21 protein-coding genes and 5 tRNA genes are annotated in these 23,187 nt (G+C 32.4%); 7 read left to right on the forward strand and 19 right to left on the reverse strand.

From position 1 onward, the window contains the following. The 18 genes from secE to IEW41_RS02760 form a co-directional block, all read right to left on the reverse strand. A complete protein-coding gene (gene secE / locus IEW41_RS02675; protein WP_188604792.1) occupies window positions 1–195 on the reverse strand; it encodes a preprotein translocase subunit SecE in 195 nt (64 codons plus the stop codon). Window positions 196–291: 96 nt separating this feature from the next. After that, window positions 292–364: transfer RNA gene (locus tag IEW41_RS02680), tRNA-Trp, on the reverse strand. A gap of 61 nt (window positions 365–425) precedes the next feature. After that, window positions 426–1,613: an elongation factor Tu gene (gene tuf, locus IEW41_RS02685; RefSeq protein ID WP_188604793.1), complete on the reverse strand. Its 1,188-nt coding sequence runs from the start codon at window positions 1,611–1,613 to the stop codon at window positions 426–428. Window positions 1,614–1,675: 62 nt separating this feature from the next. Continuing rightward, window positions 1,676–1,747, reverse strand: a tRNA-Thr gene (locus IEW41_RS02690). A 77-nt stretch (window positions 1,748–1,824) separates the two neighbouring features. Next, a tRNA-Gly gene (locus IEW41_RS02695) sits at window positions 1,825–1,897 on the reverse strand. 114 nt (window positions 1,898–2,011) lie between these two features. Continuing rightward, window positions 2,012–2,093 (reverse strand) — tRNA-Tyr (locus tag IEW41_RS02700). 62 nt (window positions 2,094–2,155) lie between these two features. Next, window positions 2,156–2,229, reverse strand: a tRNA-Thr gene (locus IEW41_RS02705). Between the two features lie 101 nt (window positions 2,230–2,330). Further along, on the reverse strand, window positions 2,331–2,633 hold the full coding sequence (gene hpf / locus IEW41_RS02710) for a ribosome hibernation-promoting factor, HPF/YfiA family (RefSeq protein WP_188604794.1): 303 nt from the start codon (window positions 2,631–2,633) through the stop codon (window positions 2,331–2,333). A gap of 24 nt (window positions 2,634–2,657) precedes the next feature. Further along, window positions 2,658–3,551: a tyrosine-type recombinase/integrase gene (locus tag IEW41_RS02715; protein WP_188604795.1), complete on the reverse strand. Its 894-nt coding sequence runs from the start codon at window positions 3,549–3,551 to the stop codon at window positions 2,658–2,660. A 133-nt stretch (window positions 3,552–3,684) separates the two neighbouring features. Continuing rightward, window positions 3,685–5,157, reverse strand: coding sequence for a T9SS type A sorting domain-containing protein (locus IEW41_RS02720; protein ID WP_188604796.1), 1,473 nt, complete (start codon window positions 5,155–5,157; stop codon window positions 3,685–3,687). Between the two features lie 329 nt (window positions 5,158–5,486). After that, complete coding sequence (gene rpsU, locus IEW41_RS02725) at window positions 5,487–5,681, reverse strand: 30S ribosomal protein S21 (RefSeq protein ID WP_188604797.1); 195 nt, start codon at window positions 5,679–5,681, stop codon at window positions 5,487–5,489. Between the two features lie 101 nt (window positions 5,682–5,782). Continuing rightward, on the reverse strand, window positions 5,783–7,204 hold the full coding sequence (locus IEW41_RS02730) for a carboxypeptidase-like regulatory domain-containing protein (RefSeq protein ID WP_188604798.1): 1,422 nt from the start codon (window positions 7,202–7,204) through the stop codon (window positions 5,783–5,785). 16 nt (window positions 7,205–7,220) lie between these two features. Next, the gene (locus IEW41_RS02735) at window positions 7,221–8,387 is read right to left on the reverse strand and encodes an acyl-CoA dehydrogenase family protein (RefSeq protein WP_188604799.1); all 1,167 of its coding nucleotides are present in this window, start codon (window positions 8,385–8,387) and stop codon (window positions 7,221–7,223) included. A gap of 17 nt (window positions 8,388–8,404) precedes the next feature. Continuing rightward, window positions 8,405–9,292 carry a ComEA family DNA-binding protein gene (locus tag IEW41_RS02740; RefSeq protein ID WP_188604800.1) on the reverse strand — a complete coding sequence of 296 codons (888 nt, stop codon included), beginning with the start codon at window positions 9,290–9,292 and terminating at the stop codon, window positions 8,405–8,407. A 9-nt stretch (window positions 9,293–9,301) separates the two neighbouring features. Then, complete coding sequence (locus tag IEW41_RS02745; RefSeq protein WP_188604801.1) at window positions 9,302–10,972, reverse strand: alanine/glycine:cation symporter family protein; 1,671 nt, start codon at window positions 10,970–10,972, stop codon at window positions 9,302–9,304. 113 nt (window positions 10,973–11,085) lie between these two features. Continuing rightward, complete coding sequence (locus IEW41_RS02750) at window positions 11,086–12,105, reverse strand: potassium channel family protein (RefSeq protein ID WP_188604802.1); 1,020 nt, start codon at window positions 12,103–12,105, stop codon at window positions 11,086–11,088. Between the two features lie 3 nt (window positions 12,106–12,108). Next, window positions 12,109–12,336 (reverse strand): PspC domain-containing protein, encoded by a 228-nt coding sequence (locus IEW41_RS02755; RefSeq protein ID WP_188604803.1) that lies wholly within the window; start codon window positions 12,334–12,336, stop codon window positions 12,109–12,111. Between the two features lie 88 nt (window positions 12,337–12,424). Further along, entirely contained in the window at window positions 12,425–13,696 is a 1,272-nt protein-coding gene (locus IEW41_RS02760) for a DUF2851 family protein (RefSeq protein ID WP_188604804.1), read from the reverse strand. A 109-nt stretch (window positions 13,697–13,805) separates the two neighbouring features. On the opposite strand from IEW41_RS02760, the gene IEW41_RS02765 reads away from it, so the two are divergent. The 6 genes from IEW41_RS02765 (at window position 13,806) to IEW41_RS02790 (ending at window position 19,762) form a co-directional block, all read left to right on the forward strand. Next, a complete protein-coding gene (locus IEW41_RS02765) occupies window positions 13,806–15,650 on the forward strand; it encodes a PLP-dependent aminotransferase family protein (protein WP_188604805.1) in 1,845 nt (614 codons plus the stop codon). Window positions 15,651–16,074: 424 nt separating this feature from the next. Then, window positions 16,075–17,025 (forward strand): SDR family oxidoreductase, encoded by a 951-nt coding sequence (locus IEW41_RS02770; RefSeq protein ID WP_188604806.1) that lies wholly within the window; start codon window positions 16,075–16,077, stop codon window positions 17,023–17,025. 23 nt (window positions 17,026–17,048) lie between these two features. Continuing rightward, window positions 17,049–17,555, forward strand: a complete 507-nt coding sequence (locus IEW41_RS02775) for a hypothetical protein (RefSeq protein ID WP_188604807.1) — start codon at window positions 17,049–17,051, stop codon at window positions 17,553–17,555. A 10-nt stretch (window positions 17,556–17,565) separates the two neighbouring features. Beyond that, complete coding sequence (locus IEW41_RS02780; protein ID WP_188604808.1) at window positions 17,566–18,480, forward strand: helix-turn-helix domain-containing protein; 915 nt, start codon at window positions 17,566–17,568, stop codon at window positions 18,478–18,480. Window positions 18,481–18,487: 7 nt separating this feature from the next. Continuing rightward, on the forward strand, window positions 18,488–19,147 hold the full coding sequence (locus tag IEW41_RS02785) for an NAD-dependent epimerase/dehydratase family protein (protein ID WP_188604809.1): 660 nt from the start codon (window positions 18,488–18,490) through the stop codon (window positions 19,145–19,147). 177 nt (window positions 19,148–19,324) lie between these two features. Then, window positions 19,325–19,762, forward strand: a complete 438-nt coding sequence (locus IEW41_RS02790) for a DUF1801 domain-containing protein (RefSeq protein WP_188604810.1) — start codon at window positions 19,325–19,327, stop codon at window positions 19,760–19,762. A gap of 55 nt (window positions 19,763–19,817) precedes the next feature. On the opposite strand, the gene IEW41_RS02795 is transcribed toward IEW41_RS02790, so the two are convergent. Continuing rightward, window positions 19,818–21,695, reverse strand: a complete 1,878-nt coding sequence (locus tag IEW41_RS02795; protein ID WP_188604811.1) for a B12-binding domain-containing radical SAM protein — start codon at window positions 21,693–21,695, stop codon at window positions 19,818–19,820. 217 nt (window positions 21,696–21,912) lie between these two features. On the opposite strand from IEW41_RS02795, the gene IEW41_RS02800 reads away from it, so the two are divergent. Then, window positions 21,913–23,178, forward strand: coding sequence for a DNA methyltransferase (locus IEW41_RS02800; RefSeq protein WP_188604812.1), 1,266 nt, complete (start codon window positions 21,913–21,915; stop codon window positions 23,176–23,178). Window positions 23,179–23,187: the final 9 nt, after the last annotated feature.

Here is a 23,187-nt window from a genome sequence, read left to right on the forward strand (position 1 = left end):
TTAGTTAATCCAGCTAAAATATGCCTTAATAACTTTACTAAAAACAGTATCAACTCCCCAAATTGCGAGTGAAAATATAATTGAAAAAACAGCCACTAAAATGGTTAAACTTTGTGCTTCTGACCATGTTGGCCATGACACATTGTTTTTTAATTCCCCAAATGATTCTTTAACGTAATTTACAAATCCTGCCATTGTTCTTTTTGTATTTATACACCAGCTAAAGCTTAGTGTAGACTTTTCGTCTTATTTTATTTAGATTGTATTTAATTTACAATCACAACTACTATGCACGGGTTGAGAGACTCGAACTCCCGACACCTGGTTTTGGAGACCAGTGCTCTACCAACTGAGCTAAACCCGTAAATATAAATCAAGGCGTCTTGAAAAATCAAGACACCTTAACTTATATATAGATTATATAATTAGTCTAAAATTTCAGTTACCTGACCTGCACCAACTGTACGACCACCTTCACGTATTGCGAAACGTAAACCAACGTTCATTGCAATTTTTTGAATAAGTTCTACAGTAATAGTAAGGTTGTCTCCTGGCATAACCATCTCAACTCCTGAAGGTAAAGCAATATTACCTGTTACATCCGTTGTACGAACGTAGAATTGTGGACGATAGTTATTATGGAATGGAGTGTGACGTCCACCTTCTTCTTTTTTAAGGATATACACCTCAGCTTTAAATTTAGCGTGTGGAGTTACTGATCCTGGCTTAACGATAACCATACCTCTAGATATTTGAGTTTTCTCAATACCTCTTAATAAGATACCTGCGTTATCTCCAGCCTCACCTCTATCAAGGATTTGACGGAACATCTCAATACCAGTGATAGTAGAAGTTAATTTCTCAGCTCCCATACCAATGATTTCAACTGGATCACCAGTTTTAGCAATACCTGTTTCAATACGACCAGTAGCAACAGTTCCACGACCAGTAATAGAGAATACGTCTTCGATAGGCATTAAGAAAGGCTTATCAACTTCACGTAAAGGCTCTTCAATCCAAGAATCTACAGATTCCATTAATTGTAATACTGTATCAACCCATTTTTGCTCACCGTTAAGTGCACCTAAAGCTGAACCAGCAATAACTGGACCATTATCTCCATCATACTCATAGAAACTTAATAAGTCTCTAATTTCCATTTCTACTAATTCTAATAACTCTTCATCATCAACCATATCCACTTTATTCATGAATACAACGATACGAGGAATACCTACTTGACGTCCTAAAAGGATGTGCTCACGAGTTTGTGGCATTGGACCATCAGTAGCCGCAACCACAAGAATAGCACCATCCATTTGAGCAGCACCAGTAACCATGTTCTTTACGTAATCCGCGTGACCTGGACAGTCAACGTGAGCGTAGTGACGATTAGCTGTTGCATATTCTACGTGTGAAGTATTAATTGTAATACCTCTTTCTTTTTCCTCTGGTGCGTTATCAATTTGATCGAATGATTTTGCTTCTGAAAAACCTGCATCAGCTAATACTTTAGTAATAGCAGCAGTTAAAGTTGTTTTACCGTGATCTACGTGTCCAATAGTACCTATGTTAAGGTGTGGTTTTGAACGATCGAAAGTTGCCTTTGCCATGTTTAATTTATTTAATCTTAATTTATATTAGTGTTCAAAAATTTAATTTTCTTATTTTAATGAGCCAATGACGAGAATTGAACTCGTGACCTCTTCCTTACCAAGGAAACGCTCTACCCCTGAGCTACACCGGCTTTTAAGGTTTTGACAATAAAGCTCTGTTAAAAAACAAGAAACTTTAAAACGTTAAACGTTAACTCAAAGTTTTAAGAGCGGGAGACCGGGTTCGAACCGGCGACATTCAGCTTGGAAGGCTGACGCTCTACCAACTGAGCTACTCCCGCAATTTTTATGAAATTCATATTAATAGAATTTCAAATTTCAAGATTTTAATGATCTTTATTTTGGATTAGTGTATCTAACTTACTAATCTTGTTCGAATACAATCGAACTTTTTGTGGGGAGAGCAGGATTCGAACCTGCGAAGACGTAGTCAGCAGATTTACAGTCTGCCCTCGTTGGCCGCTTGAGTATCTCCCCAATTTTTCAAAATTTCAATTTATTTACTTTTTAAATTCAATACTAAAATTGAATTTAAAAAGAGCCGATGGAGGGACTCGAACCCACGACCTGCTGATTACAAATCAGCTGCTCTAGCCAGCTGAGCTACATCGGCTTTTTGCTGCTTTTTTCACAATAAAAAAGCCCGCTATTTCTAACGGACTGCAAATGTAAAGATTTATTTATTTATTCAAAACATTTTTTGAAAAATTTTTATCATAAATGTGTTCTTAATTTTTCTTTTCGCTTTTTTAACTGTCTTTCAAGCGATGCAATTGCCATATCTGTGCCTTCTTCAAAAGTTTTACATTGCTTTTTTACAACAAAGCTATCTCCTGGTACACTTACTCTTGCTTCAAATATTTTATTTTCTTTATCGCTTGTATTTTCAACTTTTAAATACACATCAGATTGAATCACTTTATCATAAAACAAATCTAGTTTGTCCATGCGTTTTTGAATAAAATCAATCAACTTCTTGTCTGCATTAAAATTTACTGATTGTGTGTTAACTTTCATACTTCTCTTTTTTTGGTTAGACAATTATTCTTTCTTACTTCTTGGATGTGCATTTGAATACACTTTTTTTAACTCTGCTATACTATTATGAGTATAAACTTGAGTAGCTGCTAGACTTGAATGCCCAAGAAGTTCTTTTACAGCATTTAAATTTGCGCCTTGATTAAGTAAATGAGTTGCAAATGAGTGCCTTAATATATGCGGACTCCGTTTTACTTTAGAAGATGCCTTACTAAAATAATCATTTATAATTCTGTATACAAGTGTTTCATAAATTTTTAACCCTTTTTTAGTTAAAAAAAGGTACTGCTCATCTTGTATTGTTTCTAACTCATTTCTAATCAATAAGTACTCTTTTGCAGTTTCAACTACTGAACTAATTAACGGGATGAATCGTTCTTTATTTCTCTTACCTAATACTTTTAACGTTTTATTAGCCAAATCTATATGCGAGAGTTTAATTTGTACTAATTCAATACGTCTAATTCCTGTTGCATAAAATAGTTCGACAATTAATCTGTTTCGTAATCCTTTAAAATCTGTTTCCTTTTCTAAATCAGATATCACAGTTTTTAATTCGTCTTCAGAAAATGGTATTTGTACTTTTTTATTTGTCTTTAACGCCTTATGCTTTACTAATGGGTTTATACTAATAGATTCGGTTTTTAATAAAAACTTATAGTATGAGTTTAATGACGATACTTTCCTGTTTATTGTTCTATTAGTTATACCATCTTCAACTAAATTAACTATCCAGCTTCTTATTTGAGAATAGTTAACGTCATTTATAGTATTGGAATCGTATTGTTTTAATATAAACTCTGAAAAATTTTCTAAATCAGTTTGGTATGCCTTTACAGTTAATGCTGAATAGTTTTTTTCAAGCAATAAATAATCTGTAAATGATTTAAAAGACATCTATAAAGTGTTAAATAATTAAAATTAAAAGTTTAAAATTTAAATCACAACTTTGTGATGATAAAATAAATATAAAAACAAAAAAAGGCTGGAAACTAGTTTCCAGCCTTTGTTAATGTATTCCTTACTAATTTTAATTAATAATAATCTTTTTTGTAGCCTTTCCTTTGTTGGTAATAACCTCTACAAAGTAATTACCTTTTGCTAAGCTAGAAACATTTATTTCATTTTTGTTTTCTGTTTTAACTAATTGCCCTAGCGATGTGTAAATATTTACTTTTTGTAAAATTAAATTCGTTTTTAAATTAATTTTTAAAACATTAGAAACAGGATTAGGAAAAATACTAAAACGCTCTAAAACAAAACTATCTGAAGATAATACCACCGATAAATTATACACACGTACATGTCCTGAATCACTTCCATTTCCGTCGTTATAAATAGCACCAATCGCCACAATGCTCCCATCAGAAGATAAACTTACACTATGGCCACTATAATCATCTGTGGCTTCACCATCGATATCGGCTCCTATTTGAGTCCAAGTGCCCGCCATGTTTTTATACATGCGTACATGCCCTGAATTACTTCCAATTCCATCGCTATAAAGAGCCCCAATCGCCACAATGCTCCCATCAGAAGATAAACTTACACTCCAGCCACTTATATCACTTGCGGCTTCGCCATCGATATCGACCCCTATTTTAGTCCAAGTGCCCGCCATGTTTTTATACACGCGTACATGCCCTGAAAAACTTCCATTTCCGTCGTTAGCATATGCCCCAATCGCCACAATGCTCCCATCAGAAGATAAACTTACACTATAGCCACTATAATCATATGCGGCTTCACCATCGATATCGACCCCTATTTTAGTCCAAGTGCCCGCCATGTTTTTATACACGCGTACATGCCCTGAATTACTTCCATTTCCATCGTTATAAGGAGCCCCAATCGCCACAATGCTCCCATCAGAAGATAAACTTACACTATAGCCACTTTGATCATATGAGACTTCACCTTCAATATCGGCTCCTATTTTAGTCCAAGTGCCCGCCATGTTTTTATACACGCGTACATGTCCTGAATTACTTCCATTTCCGTCGTTATTTATACCCCCAATCGCCACAATGCTCCCATCAGAAGATAAACTTACACTATGGCCACTATAATCATCTGTGGCTTCACCATCGATATCAGCTCCTATTTGAGTCCAAGTGCCCGCCATGTTTTTATACACGCGTACATGCCCTGAATTACTTCCAATTCCATCGTTATAAAGAGCCCCAATCGCCACAATGCTCCCATCAGAAGATAAACTTACACTCCAGCCACTTATATCACTTGGGGCTTCGCCATCGATATCGGCACCTATTTGAGTCCAAGTGCCCGACATGTTTTTATACACGCGTACATGTCCTGAATTAGTTTCATTTCCGGCGTTATAAGGAGCCCCAATCACCACAGTACTACCATCAGAAGATAAACTTACACTATAGCCACTTTGATCATATGAGACTTCGCCATCGATATCGGCACCTATTTGGGTTTGTGTAAAACCTAACAATGGAAATATTAAAAAAAGTAATGTTTTTTTCGTTTTCATTTTGTTATGAATTAAATAGATTATAAATATAGGTTTTAAAAAAAAACTATTTATAAAGTATTCAACATATATTAAATACAACAAAAAAAAATTTAATTAAATTTTAAAAAAATGATGGTTATTATGGCTTGTTAATAACTGTTAAAACTTTTTCTTTTTTTTTGTAATATTTTTTGGTTTCTTACTCATGTATCATTTTATAATTAAAGTTGAAAGTTACGAATAAGAAAAAAGAAAATAGTATTCAGAATTAATAAAAAAATAACAGTTTTTAAAAAATAAAAAAGGCTGGAACTATTTCCAGCCTTTTTTTTATAAATCTAAAAAGATTATATATTTTCTGCATCTCTTAAACGTTGAATGTATTGCGCTTTTTGAATTTGTGCTCTACGTTCTACTGAAGGTTTAGTAAATTGCTTACGAGTTTGCAATTGACGTTTTGCACCAGTTTTGTCAAACTTACGTTTGAAACGCTTTAGCGCTCTATCTATATTTTCTCCTTCTTTAATTGGTATTATTAACATAGTATCTTAACCTCCTCTCTTTTAGAATTTTTAAGGATGCAAATATAAAAAGTAATTAATAATGTACAATTAAAAAATTAAAAAATATTTTGATTAGTATTTTAGTCTTTATACAAAGAAGATCGTTTTGTTAAATCTTGTATAAGTTGTTCATCTTCTTCGCTTTCCAATAGAGTATTATAATTCCTCCAAAATTCTTTGTTATATGGTTTAACAGAAAATATATCAGGATCCCAAGGTCTAGATAAAGCTTCACTTATTTTTTCTGAATCCAGAATGATTTCAGTAAATAATACTTCTTGAACTGTATAATAATAGCGCTCACTTTTATCATATTGTGAGTCATCTTCACCCATTTTTGTTGGCTTAAAACCTACATTTACAAGTTTTGGCGTTTCGTAGTAAATGTAATTTGGATACATCTTACCTTCAAATTCCATATAGTTAATAACTAACTTATGATTTATCTGGGTATCAAAAAGTGCCTTACTCCTATTTTTTTGAGCGTCTGATTTTGCTATTAATTGGTACTCTATTTTTTTGATGGCATAAGTATCCCAATAAATATATATCCAACCATTAGCTACATAACCATCATTAAAGATACCTTTGGTTTCTAGATTTATAAAATCAGTACTTTCAGATATTTTAATTTTATAGATTTTTCTATCGTTATCTACTAAAACAGTATCTAATTCAAAATGATGATTATCTAAAATGTTTTCACCAAAAAGTGATTTTGAATTTGTAGAGTTTCTAACCAAGTTAAGCTTTCCTTGAAATAAATTTTGTAAACCATTTACTCTAGTATCATTCCATTTAATTGCTTTTATTAATGATGATGTTTGAATAGTGTCTCGTCTTAAGTTTCTAGCTTGTAAATTTCTTTTATTTCCTTTTTGTTGGAGATAAGCTGTATATGTTAGTAGGCTATCTACATCTCTTAAGTCATAACTTTTACGAACTTGGTCGACATTAATTTTTAAATTCTCTGCAGAATTTGAACTATAACCTGAATCGTATAAGGTAATAGCACTTTCAATTAGCCACTTAAATTCTTTCTTATTACGTTCTTTATGACGTAAGAATCCTTTTTGCAAATAGGATGAATCTGGCATATTTCGTGGCAATCTTTCAATTGCACGTAATACAATATCATTACCTGTTTTTGGTCTGGTTTCGGCAACAAGTACAATTTCATCTAAAGATGCAATATCTTCTTCTAAATAAATTTCTAAAGAATTATCAAATTCATTAACTGGAGTTTTGAAACTTTTATAACCTATTGATGAAATAATAAGTGTATCGTTTTTAAACTCATTTGGCACAAGCAATACAAACTTTCCGTCTGAATTACTTACTGTACCAATGGTTGTATTTTTAACATAAATACTTGCGCTTTCTATAGGAAGTAGAGTGCCAAAATCAACAATTTTATTTTTAAGTTCTGTTTGAGAACATACAGAAAAACAAAATAATGATACTGATAAGGTTAAAACGTATTTGAGGCAATTGACTTTCATATGCAGTCGTATTAAATTAAGTTGCTGGCTTATAATCTTTTTTATCTATTACCATTTTAGCGATGATTTCGCGAAGTATCTCAGAAGTCCCTCCGCCTATTGGTCCTAGCCTGCTATCTCGCAATAAACGTGCCAACGGATAATCTTCCATATAACCATAACCGCCTAAAAATTGCAAACAACCATAAATTACTTCATCAGCCATTTTAGTAGATTGTAGCTTAGACATTGTAGCCTCTTTTACCACATACTCACCTTTATTAAGTCTGTATGCAACTGAGTAATTAAACTCTTTGCATATTTCCATTTCTGTATAAAAATCTGCTACTTTATGACGTAAAGCTTGGAATTTATCTATTGTTTTTCCAAAAGCAGTACGCTCTGACATATATTGTAATGCATACTCTAAAGCAAACTCTGCACGTGCATGAGCATTAATACCCATAATAAGTCGCTCCAGTGCAAAATGTTGCATAATGTAAGGAAATCCTTTACCTTCTTCACCCATTAATTGGTTAGCAGGAACCACTACATTATCGAATGCAATTTCACCAGTGTCTGATGCTCTCCAACCTAATTTATCTAGTTTGGTTGCAGAAACTCCTTTAGTATCTCTATCTAAAATAAAAATACTCATTCCATGATGTCCTGCATCTGGATTAGTTTTGGCTGCAACTACTAGGTAATCGCTATAAATTCCGTTTGTAATAAATGTTTTAGAACCATTCAGCACATAAGTATCTCCCTTTTTTTCAGCAGTAGTTCGCATTCCTGCAACATCACTACCTCCAAAAGGCTCTGTAATACATAAACATCCTATTTTATCTCCTGTAATACTAGGTGTTAAATATTTTTCTTTAATCTCATGATTTCCTTCTTTGTTAACGTGAGTCATTGCTAAATAGGCATGTGCCCACATTGCTGCTGCAAAACCACCAGAGTTTATTTTCTGAAGTTCTTCAAGAAAAATAACTGTATAAAAAAGATCTAGATTTAATCCTCCATATTGTTCTGGATAATTAAGCCCAAAGAATCCCATATCACCAAATTTTTTCCAAATAAAGCGTTCTATTGTTCCTGTTTTTTCCCATTTATCAATATGTGGAACGACTTCTTTCTTTAAAAAATCTTGTAAACTTTGTCTAAAAAGTTGATGTTCTTCTGTGAAGTACATGGTATTCATATATTCTTTTTTAATACTTAATTAAGGGTCAAATATAACTTAATTATCTCAATTTTTTGGATGGGAAAGTTTTTAACTTTTGTTAAATCGTCTAATGATTTGAATCCGTCACGAAGTGTACGTTGCTCAATAATATGATGTGCAATTTCATAATCGATATGCTGTATAGTTACTAATTGGTCTCTAGTAGCTGCATTAAGATTTATTTTTTGAATTTTACGAGGTGTTTTAACTGTAAACTCATTTGTGATACGCTCTATAACCTCAGGAGAAAGTCCGTAAACATCTTGTAATTGCACATCAGCTATAAAACCTCCTACAAATTTGTTTCTAAATTTTACTATTCTGTCAGATAGTTTTACACCCACACCATTAACTTTTTGAAGTTGCAGAGCTGTTGCTGTATTCAAATCTGCTTTTTGTTCAAATGTCTTAGTTTGATATTGGTTTGAATTGTTATAATCTTTCCAATTAGATTTAGACTTAGGGTTTGTAACCCAATCTGGAAATTTAAAGTATGGCGAAATCTCACTTAACAGGGAATCTGACACTTGAGTTACATCCTGAAACTGTTGTACAGAATTAATCCACTTGTCTTGTTTTCTAAACGCTAACAACCTATCAATTTCTTCATTAGACATTCCTAGAGAATACCCTTTGTAATCGGTTATAAAATTTGGATTAAAAGGAAATATTTTTGGTTTGCTCTTTTCAATTTCAACTAGCTTAAGTGAATCTACTTCGTGTTGAAACTTTGTCAATTCTTTTGAATTAACCTCAATATCATCAGAAGAAAAATCTATAAAGAAGTATGCACATTGAACAATAACGACAAGTGCTAATAAAATAAAAATCCCATTTCGTTGGTTTTTAGAAAACACGAAATGGGATTTAAATGCACTCATTTTTATATATTACATATGTTTTGTGATATCTTCAGCTCCATCTTGAATTGCTTCTTTTTTAATAGAAATAGCTGTAAGATAACGTTTCATCTCTTGTCTTACTTTAGGGAATAAGAAGAATAATCCTATCATGTTAGGGAATACTAATGCCAAAATCATTGCATCAGAGAACTTAATAACAGCGTCTAATGTTGCAGCAGCACCAATAACAACAAATAATAAGAATAAAACTTTATAAACCATATCTGCAGTTTTACCTTTCCCGAATAAGTATTTCCATGATTGTAATCCATAATAAGACCACGAAATCATTGTAGAAAAAGCAAACAATACAATAGCGATTGTTAATACATATGAGAAGTGAGGTATAACAGAATCAAAAGCCATAGATGTTAAATCAACACCATTAATAGTCTGTCCGTTAGAATTTAAAATTACACTACTTCCATGCTCGGCAGTATAATTAAATACCGATTGCGCATCTGTTCCGTTAATGTTAAAGAATATAATAACTAAAGCTGTCATTGTACATATTACTACAGTATCAATAAATGGCTCTAAAAGTGCCACAACACCTTCAGATGCAGGATATTTTGTACGTACAGCAGAGTGAGCAATTGCAGCAGAACCTGCTCCAGCTTCGTTTGAAAATGCAGCTCTTTGGAAACCAACAATCAATACACCAACAAGGCCTCCAAGTCCAGCCATAGGTGTAAATGCTCCATCAATAATTAAAGAGAACGCAAAACCTATATCGCTGAAGTTAGCAAATATGATAATTAATGATGCTAAAATGTATAGACCTGCCATGAATGGTACAATCTTTTCTGTAATTTTTGCAATACGTTTAATACCACCAATAATCACTATACCAACTAAAACAGCTAGAACAATTCCAATAATAACTCCATTAGAACCTCCACTTAAACCTAATAGCGTGCTAATTTGAACAGCTGCTTGGTTAGACTGGAAAGCATTACCACCACCAAAAGAAGCTCCAACACATAGTATAGCAAATAAAACTCCTAGTATTTTACCAAAAGTTCCAAAGCCCATTTCTTTTAAACCTTTAGACAGGTAATACATTGGTCCACCATAAACAGTGCCATCTGGTCCAACATCTCTATATTTTACACCAAGTGTACACTCAACAAATTTTGTTGACATCCCTAAAAGACCACAAACAATCATCCAAAATGTAGCTCCTGGACCACCAAGTCCGATTGCTACAGCAACACCAGCAATATTTCCTAAACCTACAGTTCCAGAAACAGCAGTAGCTAAAGCTTGGAAGTGAGATACCTCTCCATGTGCACTTTCGTCACGAATAGTATCAGGAATATCTTCAATCGCTAAAGCTTCGTCATTATTATAAAGTTTATCAACACCATGCTTTTCGATATCTACATAGCGTCCTCTAACAGTATTAATTGCAGTTTTAAACTTTGTAATACTTGGGAATTTAAAATATACAGTAAAAAATGTTGCACCTACAACTAATAAAATTACAACAAAAGGAATATTATACTCACCAATAGGCACTCTGGTTAAAACAAATCCTTCCCACCAAGTGGCAATAGGCATAAAAGCATCGTTAACTTTTTCGTCTAGACCTTTGTCTTGAGCAAAAGTGATAATAGGTAATAAAACAGTAAGAACTGTAAGAAGATATTTCTTCATGAGTAAATTAGTATTAGTTAGTTATTTTGTGTTTTTGTAAAAAACTGTGACAAGATGCTAAAAAAAATTGATTTTTTAAAACATCTGTTGTTAAAAAGCTTGTTTTACCTCTTTTATATATTGTATAATGAATTTAATTTTTGAATCTGCTCTGGTTGCCCTAAAACAATAATTTTAGAGTTAGGTAGTAGTTTTATTCCTGCATCAGGATTTACAACATATTCACCATTACCATTTTTATAGCCTATGACTGTACATCCTGTTTTTTTTCGTAAATCTAAATCTCTTATAGTTTTTACTTCATCAGTATTATATAGTTTTTCTATTGATATTTCTTCAATATTAATGTTTGCTTGACCTACAATTGATAGATTGTCTATAAACTCGATTAAATCTGGAACAACAACCAATGACGCCATATGATCACCTCCTATTTTGTCTGGCATTATTACATTATTTGCTCCAGCAAGTTTTAGTTTTTTATAAGATGTTTCTTGAGAGGCACGGCTAATAATACACATATCTTTATTTATCTGTCTTGCTGAAAGCACAACAAATAAATTATCGGCATCATCTGGTAAAGCGCAAATTAAAGTACTTGCTCTATCAATTCCCGCCTTGAAAAGTGTATCATCTTCATTAGCATTGCCAATAATAAATGGCATTGTTTCACTTTGAAATCGTTCTGCAATTTCATTATCCTTTTCAATGATGACAAAAGGTTTTCCATGAGCCAATAGCTTTGAAGCTGCTTGTTTCCCATTTCTACCATAACCACAAATAATGATATGGTTAGATAGGCTATCAATCTTTTTTTGCATCTTTTTTAGTTTTAATTCTTCAATATCATTTTTGCTTAAAATATATTCTGTTATGACTGTTAATGCGTAACCAACAATAATAACACTTGCCAAAATAAGGAAGATAGTAAATATCTTGGCAAAATCATCTAAAGGCTGTACTTCACCAAAACCAACAGTAGTTATTGTAATTACTGTCATATAAATAGCATCTATCCATGAGTAATTAGACATGATTCTAAATCCTAAAACACCTATTGCCAATAACATTAGCAATAGTGTTACTGCCATGTAAATTTTAGTTCTAAAAAGTTTTATTAAAGGATTAGCCATAGATTATAAATCAAATACTGAAGACCGTTTTGTGTACAATAAATCTTTAATTCGCATCCAAAATGCTATAAATAAATACAAAGCAAAACCAAAGCCTAAGGTTACAAAGGTTAGATACATAAATGATGTTCTTACCACCTTAGCTCTAATCCCTAAACGTTCTGCAATACGCTGACACACATAGTACCCATGCTTTTGAAAATAGAGTAATGGTTTATAAAACAAATTCATTTAGTAGTTGCTATTATTTTTTAATCAATGTAATTCGCTAATAAAGTTTGAATAAGTTTTAGCTCATTTCATGCTGCAATGTACTAATTTATTTAGTGATTAACGAATTCCCAATAGCACATTGTAAACATTTATTCTTATCACAATATTCGACTTTTAACTGAAGTAATGCTTGCGATTGTAATGCTGATGCTGATACCTCTTTTAAATTATTAAAAGCATTAACTATGCTGTTTTTTTCAGAAGTAATATGCTGTGCAATTGTTAATATCACCTCATCATTTAATTCGCCTTTTTGTTTTGCATAGCAAAATTTTAACGGCAGAATAGTATTAATTAATAGCAAATCGATAAACGATTTGGTAAGTATTTTCTTTGATGTTTTTGAAACCTTACTAAAGGTATAATGATTCTCCCAAAACACAGATGTTGAGACCATAAACAAACTATACAACTCATCTATTGTATTTGTGGCAATCACTTTTGAAAACAAATTATTGTGTTTATTATACAACATTGCCAATTGCGATAAACGAATAGTTGGAAAATTTGGAGGTCGTAATCTAAAAAACTGCAGAGGCACAACTTGTGTATTTGTTAACCCAAATTTTTGCTTTAAAAAAGCATATTCTTTTTGCAAACCTAAGTAATAAATATCCTGTATATCATCGTTTAATAAACCTGCTTGTCCAAAAAATAAAGCTTCTAGCTGCTCTGGTTTAGATTGTAGTTTTCTTACTACAGAAAAATCGATAGACTTGGCGAAACTAGAAAAGGCTTCACCATTAACTTTAAGACCAAAATTTTTAGCTAACAATTTAAAAAGCACAGCTTCCCAATCGTTCTTTGAAGCGATTAGCAACTCATCAATAGTTTTGGCTTTACGCTCTAAACGCTCAAAAAATAATCGCTCTAACCAATTGTTGAGTGTAAACTCTGGTATAGCAGCAAAATCGTTTTCACAATTTATCCATTTATTTTGATTGGCAAACAGCTTTTGGTAGTTATGTAATACATCTTTATTGATAAAGGTTTTAAGCTCTAAAGTTGGTATTACTGAATTGTCTTTTCTGTAAATTTCTGTATCATGCTCGTACACGACATGAAGTATTACATTATCATAAGCCGTATCTGTTTCATGGTTATGCACATACCAATCGCTAGACTTAATATGCACCTCAACATTACCAGCCCAAAGTTGTTCACCAATATTTAGTTGAGCATTAAAAAAATCTGGACCAGCATTTAGGTTGTGTTGTCCAACAGAAACAATAGACACACTATCTTTATTTGTTGTTTTTAAATTGAGTGTATTAAATTTTTTATGTTGCCAAACATAATGAAGTAACTCTTCTTGCATGAGGCTAAAAATAATAAAATTACTTAGAACTTAACAACAAAACGACTTACAACCCTTTAAAGAAAAATCTAATTAATGTATATTCGCAGCCTATTTAAAGGTGATTGATATGCAAGACAATAAAATGCTGACTTATATAAATGAAGTGATAAAAAATATGCCAACAGACTGGTTGAATTTAACAACCCATCGATTGGATATTTATGATGAATCGTTAGCTAAAACAGAGTTTTTAGACCTGTTTGAGAATTTATATAACACCAATACTTATGATTCGTCTGCACTAAGTAAATTACCAACAGCTTACGATTATATTAGATTAGGTCATCCATTATCGAGTGTACTCGAGTGGACAATTGCTAACTTAAATAATACAAAGTCAAAAAACGTTATTAGTTTTTCATCTAAAACGACACCTATTTTGGCTGTTTTAAGAAAGAATTTATTAGAACAAAAAGACACACAAATAGTTTATACTGACCAATTACCTCCTTTTTTTGATGCCGAACTAATAAAACGTGTTTATGGTTACTCATTTGACTTAAAGCATATTGAAAACATCAACAATTTGCCTCAGTATAATGGAAGCACTATTTATATTTCACAACAAGATGATATCTGTAATTTTAATCTGAAACCAGAGGTTGACTTTTATATTAATACACATTCGCATTTTGGAAGTGTATTATTAGTTAATGGTACGCAGAATGAAAGCTATGTTTCCGAAATTCAGCATGTGCGACGACGAGAAACTATTGCCATGACACCAGCCAATTGTTATGCAGCCTTAAAAGTGCTTACAGAGAAAACATCTTATGTTTTTAGTGATGCCTCTGTTGCTTCAAATAAAGCATCTGTATTAAATTCAATTGCAACTGTAACTGGCTCGTCAATAAAAGCATTAGTTGGTTCTAGCGGATTATCTATTCAGTATGCTATAATGATGGGACTCGTTCATGATGCATTAGATAACCATAAAGGCAAAGCCATAAAGTTTATTGTTCCACCTAATTGTTATGGTGGTACTAACGACCAAGCAAGACGTGTTGCTGCATGTATTGATAATGTAGAAGTGGTTGACTTACCAGTAGATGGTGATAACGATATGGTACAAAGTATTGACCAAGTTTTAAACACTATTGCTAAAGCAGATGCCATTCCTTATATCATTGCTGAAATACCAACAAACCCAAGAGTTGAAGTTCCAGATCTTATAAAATTAAAAGAGGTATTAAGCAAGGTGCGAAAAACATCAACTGGTGAGCATGCTATAGATCCAGTGTTTATATTAGATCAAACATTTTGTCCTAATGTTCAGTTTTTAGGAGATGATGATATGCTTTCATCGGTTAGAACTATTTCATATGTCAGTGGTTCTAAGTTTCCAAGTGGAGGAAAATGTACTGCTGGATACTGTGTAGCCAATAAAAAAGCGGAAGCGTTGATGGCTAAAATAGAACTACACTTAAAACTTTGCGATAATGAAGCTACAACGCTACAAATGGAAATACTAGCCAAGCAATTACCATCAATGAATCAACGTATTGCTGATGCTTATACCAATACACGAGACTTTGTAAGCTTTATCAATAAAACATTACCAGATGCAAAAATTAACTTTGTATCTGAACCATTGGCAGCGCAAGGGTTTACACCATCGGTGTTTTCATTAGATCTTCCTACTAAAGGTGCGACTGATGAAGAGAGAGAAACTTATAAAAGAGCCTTAAACCTTAAGTTAATTAATTTAATGATTACCGAAATTCCTAATGAGAGTAAGTTTTGCGTTAGTTATGGGCAATTAAAAGGCTGTTATTGGACTATTCCTGCAACATCAACACAAGGCACAACTAAAGAAGGTGATAAAGACTATATTGTACGTGCAGCATTATCTCCAAATATGGATTTAGACCATCATAAAAAGGTGTTTATAAAGTTTGTTGAAAGCATTTAATACGCAACATCATTACAACCTTTTAATCTCTAGTTTTAGTAAACTCACTTTATGATGTTGCCAAACAACATAAAGTGAGTTTTCTTTTGTAAGTCTAAAAAAAGTTTTACATGTTTTACTTCATGACCTTAGGTTGACCTTAGGTTAACCTGAAGGAGACCTTAAGGAGACCTGAAGGAGCCCTGAAGGAGCCCTGAAGGCACTTTCGTTAAACGTATTTCTTTTTTTAATGCTAAAAACTAAGCTTAATTTAATTATTAATATTGTTTATTTAACCAATCTATACAGTTGCGCTGTACATAAACATTACTTTTTATTATAATAGATAACCTTTCCTTAAAAAGTATTCGCCTTTCCTTAAAATATATACATCTGTAAGTACTGGTTTTTAGAATTTTGCCTTATAATTTATACTAGACAAAAAATGAATACAAATCAATTTGGCAAACAAGGATGGACACCTGAAAGAATAGAGAATTTAAAAGGTAAAACATACATTATAACTGGTACTACAAGTGGTACAGGATTTGAAGCAGCAAAAATACTACTCTCAAAGGGAGCAAAAGTGGTCATGCTTAATCGAAACCAAAAAAAATCAGCAGAGACCATCGTGACTTTAAAACAAGAACTTGGTAATAATATTGATGTATCATCTATACAAATGGACTTGGCAGTACAAGCTTCTGTAAAAAAAGCAGCAGAAGAGGTACTTAAAACAGTCTCTCAAATCGATGCACTTATTTGTAACGCTGCTATTGCCCAAGTACCAAAACAAACACTTACGGTTGATGGTTTTGAAAGTCAGCTAGGTGTAAATCATTATGGTAACTTCTTATTACAAGGGCTTCTTTATCCACGTATTGAAGAATCTAAAGGACGTATAGTAACTGTAGGCAGTATGGGTTATAATTTAGGTATTAAGAACATTCAGTTTGACGACATGAACTGGGATAAGAATTACAGTCCGAATGGAGTATATAGTCAAAGTAAATTAGCTCAGATTATGAGTGTTTACGAATTGCAAGACCGATTAAAAAAAGCTGATAAAACAAATGTAAAAGTTTATGCTTGTCATCCAGGTGCATCGCGAACTTCATTAATTAAAACCAACGGAAGTATGATGACTCGCTTTATTTGGCAATTAATGAAATTATCTCCTTTGGTACAATCGGCAGAAAAAGGTTCTTATCCACAATTAATGTGTGCGACTGAACCAAACCTTAACCAAAATGGATTTTATGGTCCTACAGGAAGGAATTATTGGACAGGTCCCGTTGGAGAATGTAAATTAGAACCACACGCAAAAGATAAAGTTGTGGCAGTGAAGTTGTGGGAAGCATCAGAAGAAGCCACTGGTTTAAAGTGGAATTTTTAAATTAGAAGATTAAAAAAAACGATATGGATATTTTAAAAACAGCAACAGAATGGGCAAAAGCCGAACTTTTTTCAACACCATTTTTCATTCTTTTTGGAGTGCTATTTATAGCGGCAAGTTTTGGCTTTTGGCAATTGGGAAAAACTGATATGGCAAAAGCCTACATTATTCCTTTATTAATAGCAGGCGCTTTACTAATGACTATAGGATTTGGATTATTTTTTACAAATAAATCTAGAATTGTAGCATTTGAAAAGGCATACAATAATAATGCTTCTGCCTTTGTACAATCGGAAATTGAGCGTACTGAAGCAACTTTAAAGGAATATAATAATATTGTTTTTACTGCCATTCCGTTAATTATCGCTGCCTGTGCTCTAGTTATTTTCTTTGTCAACACACCAATTTGGCGAGCGAGTATGATTACAACTATTGCTATGCTTGTTGTTATTTTATTGATAGATGGTACAGCCCATAGCAGAATTGAAGCTTATAATAAGCAATTACAATTAGTAGAAAAAAAGCACTAATTTTAGAACAATGAAAGATATTATTAAGATAGACAGCATCAACAGCATTCATAAAGCAATTGGTTTACCTAGTCCAGCACACCCACTGATTTCTGCCATTTCAACAAGAGAATTGAAGCAAAAACTACAAGTTTCGGCAGGCAAATACAGTTTCGATTTATACATAATTAGCTTAAAAGAAATTGGTACAGGTGCTTTTCAGTATGGTAGAAAATCATATGACTATCAGGATAGCAGCTTGGTATTTACAGCTCCTGGACAAGTTATGCAATTTGAGGAAGACTCAAACCAAAGAATACAAGATGGAGAAGGTTGGGATATTTTCTTTCATCCTGATTTTATTAGACACTCGTCTTTAGCACATACAATTTCAGATTATACTTTTTTTGAATATGAAAACAACGAAGCCTTACATGTTTCAGACAAAGAGAAAAAAATTCTATTAGATTTTGTAACCAATATTGCTAACGAAATAGACCAAAATATTGATAAACATACCCAAGAGTTAATCATCATTAATTTAGAAAGTATTTTAAAATACAGCAAACGTTTTTATGACAGACAGTTCTATACGCGTAGTACTTATAACAAAGATTACTTAATTAAATTTGAGAAATTCTTAAAACACTATTTCGCTTCAAACCAATTAGTAGAACATGGTTTGCCAACGGTTCAGCAATGTGGCGAAGCTCTTCATTTATCTGGCTATTATTTAAGTGATTTGTTAAAGGTTGAAACAGGAAAAACGACAAAAGAACATGTTTTGCTATTTATGGTTGAAGAAGCAAAAACCAAATTATTGAATTCAAATTCTTCAGTTAGCGAAATTGCCTACGATTTTGGTTTTGAGTATCCGCAACATTTCAGTAAAGTATTTAAATCGAAAACAGGATTTAGTCCTTCTGAATACCGAAATTTAAATTAAACAACTTATGAGAGTTATAATAACAGGATCAACAGGTATGGTTGGCAAGGGCGTTTTGCTAGAATGTATTGATGATGCAAGAGTTGAAAATATTTTATTAATCAACAGAAGTTCTATTACTATGTCTCATCCCAAAATAAAAGAAATCATACATAAAGATTTCACTGATTTTAGCACTATTCAAAATGAATTTGCAAGTTATGATGCCTGTTTCCATTGTATGGGTGTATCATCGGCAGGTATAAGTGAAGAAGTCTATTATAAACTCACGTATACCATTTCAGAGGCATTGGTAAATACAATTTACGATGCAAATCCTAATATGTTATTTACCTATGTTTCAGGTGCAGGAACAGATAGCTCCGAACAAAGTAATACGATGTGGGCACGAGTAAAAGGAAAAACCGAAAATATGATTTTAAATAAAGGTTTTAAAGACGCTTATGCTTTTAGACCTGGAGCAATTTTACCAGAACGTGGTGTAAAATCTAAAACCAAATTGTACAATTTATTCTATAGTATTACTAAACCTATATTTCCTTTATTAAAAAGAATGAAATCGGTTACAACTACTTCAAGAATTGGGCAAGCAATGATTAATTTGTATAACAACCCTCAGTCCTTAAAACATCTTGAAGGCGCAGATATAAACAAAGTTGTTTTATAAAAAATGACTGGTTTACTCTATGCAAGTATTGAGTACTAATTACAAAAAACTCTGTATTTCTATTTTAAATATTAAAAAACTAAATTAGCTAAACTATCCAAAGACACCCTTATTGCTATTATTACAGGTGTTAGTGGTGAGCAAAAAGATTTAAATACAGTAATCAAGATTAGAATTATGGCAAAGACAAAGACAACTTATACAGGAGAAAATGTAATAGATTTTATAAACTCATACGTTGACAACGAACAGAAAAAAGCCGATAGTTTTAGTCTAATAAAATTATTGCAAGAATGGTCTGGAGAAGAAGCCAAAATGTTTGGACCAACTATTATTGGATTTGGGAACTACCATTATAAATATGCCAGCGGACATGAAGGCGATGCTCCAGTACTTGGGTTTTCTCCGAGAAAAGCAGCGTTCTCTCTCTATGTTTATTCTCATACAGAAAAAAGTAAATTATTGTTAGCTGACCTTGGTAAATTTAAAATGGGTAAAGCCTGTATTTATGTGAAAAAACTTTCTGATATCGATATTAATGTTTTACAAAAACTTAGTTTAGAATCTATTAAATATATTAGTGAGCATCATGAATGTTCTTGCAGAACCAAATAAACCAATTAGCGAAACACAGAAACAATATTAGTATAACGTCTAAAATCATTAATCCTTATTCAGTGGTTGTTGCCATTGGAGACAAAAAACTTTCAATTAAGTCTTTAGGATGATTGGTTTTAGGTATTGAGAAGTTAAACCAATGTTGTAACTCTTTATTATATCCTGCCTTATTTAAATAGTTATGTAGAGCGAGGTTTAAACCCTTTGTGTATTTAGTATGGTTAGCACCTTGTGGATCTTCGTGATATAAATCGTTTTGAGCAAATCCTTCAAAAGCAGGACCAGTTATTTGTATTCCAAACGCTTCAGGGTTTTTACCAATTGGACTATGAACGGTTGTTGTAAACAGATGCCAAAATGCCGACTGAATACAGTTCTTTTCAAACAACTGCCTCACCACTTCTAACGAATCAATAGTTTCTTGTTCAGTTTGTGTTGGAAATCCGTACATAAGGTATGCATGCACCATGATATTGTTTTTTGAAAAATGATGCGTTACTCGTGTTACCTGAGCAATATCTACACCTTTTTTCATTTTAGCCAATAGTCGGTCGGAAGCCACTTCTAAGCCTCCAGTTACAGCAATACAACCTGATGCAGCCATGAGTTTACACAATTCAAAATCGAAAGTTTTTTCGAATCTAATGTTTGTCCACCACGTAATTTTGACATTTCTTTTTATCAGCGCATTAGATAATGCTCTTAACATTTTTGGTGGTGCAGCTTCATCAACAAAATGAAACCCAGTAATACCTGTATCCTTAATTATTTTTTCAATTTTGTTTACTAAATCTTCAGCAGTTGTGTTTTGGTAATTACCAATATAATCGAGGTTTACGTCACAAAACGAGCATTGTTTCCAGTAGCAACCATGTGAGATTGTTAGTTTATTCCATCTGGCATCTGTCCACATACGATGCATAGGATTAACCACATCTAAAAAGGATACATATTTATGAAAAGGCAAACCAGAATAATTAGGTGCAGGTAAATTTTTATGATGAAAAATGGTGTTTGGTATTTTGTTTTTGTACACCACTTGTTCGTTTTCCAGCACATAGGTTCTTTCCAGTTCGTTGCTATTGCTATTACCGTCAATAAAACGCACTATTTTTAGCAAAGGTCCTTCGCCATCATCTAAGGTTATAAAATCTACAAATTCAAAAATTCTTGGGTCGCTAAGTGAACGTAACTCTGTGTTACAATAGCCACCACCAAAAGCCACATAAATATCAGGAAACAGTTGTTTTATAAATTGAGCGCAACGCAAAGCAGCAAATAGGTTTCCAGGAAAAGGAATGGTAAAGCACACTAAATTTGGCTTATGCGTTTCAATTTTAGCTACCAAAATATCCAGCATTTGCTCTTCAATAATAGTTGGCTGATAGCTTAAAAACTCATCTATCTGGTCAAAACTACTAGCTGAAGTAGCAATTTGTTCGGCATATTTAGTAAATGCAAAAAACTCATCGACATTAGCTTGAATAAAATCGCCAATTTCTTCAATAAAAAGCGTGGCATAATGTTTCGCTTTATCGATGATGCCTATATCTCCAGCCTCCCATTTTATATCTGTATTAACGTTTACCAATCGGTGTCCTAATGGTAAAAAATCAGACTCTAAAATTTTATGAGCTGTTATAATATCTTGCTTTTGAAGAAACTTAATCACCACATCAACCCTAGAAATGTAAAGCGCTTTCATTTTACGCACTTTAGGATAATGATAATTCTCTAACGCATCAGCTTCCTGAAAAACAGTTTGCAGAAAATCGCCAGTAAAAATTGAGGTAAACAGTTCAATACTTAAATCGGAATGCGCAACAGAAATCTCCTGAGCTTCCAAAAACCCTTTAAGATATGCAGACGCAGGATACGCTGTATTTAACTGCGTAAAAGGTGGTGTAATAAAAAGGACTTTAGATTGCATTATACAAAGATAGAATTCTATACAATGAAATTAATTTAATTTGTACTCTTTTAGATAGAAACAAAAAAAATTAAAACAAAATAACTGTTAAATTACGTAGAACTACGTATTTCATATCTCGTATTTAAAAACTAACTTCGCTTAACTATCGATATCGATAATTTAAACAATCCATATCGTCGCATTGGCAAAATTTAAAAAAACTGCATCAATATTAATGAAATTAAAAACTGCAAAAAAAACATTGAACGTAATCTATAATCAAGATGCTAGAAATATTTTAGATACAATTGATTCTAACACAAAGGTTACAACAACAATTACTTCTCCTCCATACTATGATATGAAAGACTATGATTCTGATAATCAAGTAGGATATGGACAAACTTATGAGGAATATTTAAATGATTTAAAATCAATTTTTGCAGGTGTATTTGAAATCACGGAACAGAATGGGACATTATGGATAATAATAGACACATTCAAAAGAAATAATCAGGTAATCACTTTACCTTTTGATCTGTCTAATAAACTAAAAGAAATTGGATGGCTGCTTCAAGATGTAATTATTTGGAAAAAGGATAAAACAGTTCCTTGGTCGACAAATGGATTTATGCAACGTAAGTTTGAATATATTCTATTCTTTTCGAAAACAGCAAATTACAAATCAAATAAGGATAGTGTTAGAGTTTATGACACCTCACAATTAAAAAAATGGTGGATAAAATATCCTGAAAGATATAATCCGAAAGGGAAAGCTTTAGATGAAGTATGGGAATTTCCCATTCCAACTCAAGGCTCTTGGGGAGAAGAATATATAAGACATTTCTGCCCTTTACCCCAAAATATGGTTGCGACAATGATTCAAATAAGTACAGACGAAAATGATAATATACTAGATCCTTTCGCAGGTAGTGGAACAGTTCTTTCACAATCTGCATATATGAAAAGAAACTATATCGGATTTGAATTAAATAAAAATTACATTTCAATGTTTAAAGAATATTTAGAAAAGACATTTTCTAAATATAGAAAGGAGTATGAGCTTGTTATTCAAAATAAAGATCAAGGAGATTTTGAAAATCGTATTCTCAATTTAAGATCTCTAAAATTCGCTCGTGTGTTAATTGCTAATATTGAGAAAAACATCGATTTTAAGAATTTTAAAATTTTTGTTGTACCAAAAAAAGCCAGTAATATAAAGCACAAATTACTCAAAGTTGAATATCAAATTATTGGTCAAGTTGATGAAACTATTTTTACTGATGAAGCAAAAAAAATAATCAATAAAGCCCCTTTATCAAAATTTGGTATAGAGCCAATATTCAAATTTATTGAAGCTAAAAAGTTTAATCATAAAAATCATTTTGGTTATACAAAAACCAATACATATTCTTATGTAAAAAACTCTGATCTAGATTCTCCTAAAATAAGAGTCATAAGCAAAATTTGCGTTGACTTAAATGAAAATGATTACTTATAAACTTCTCGT

Source organism: Aquaticitalea lipolytica, assembly GCF_014641635.1.
GTDB lineage: Bacteria > Bacteroidota > Bacteroidia > Flavobacteriales > Flavobacteriaceae > Aquaticitalea > Aquaticitalea lipolytica.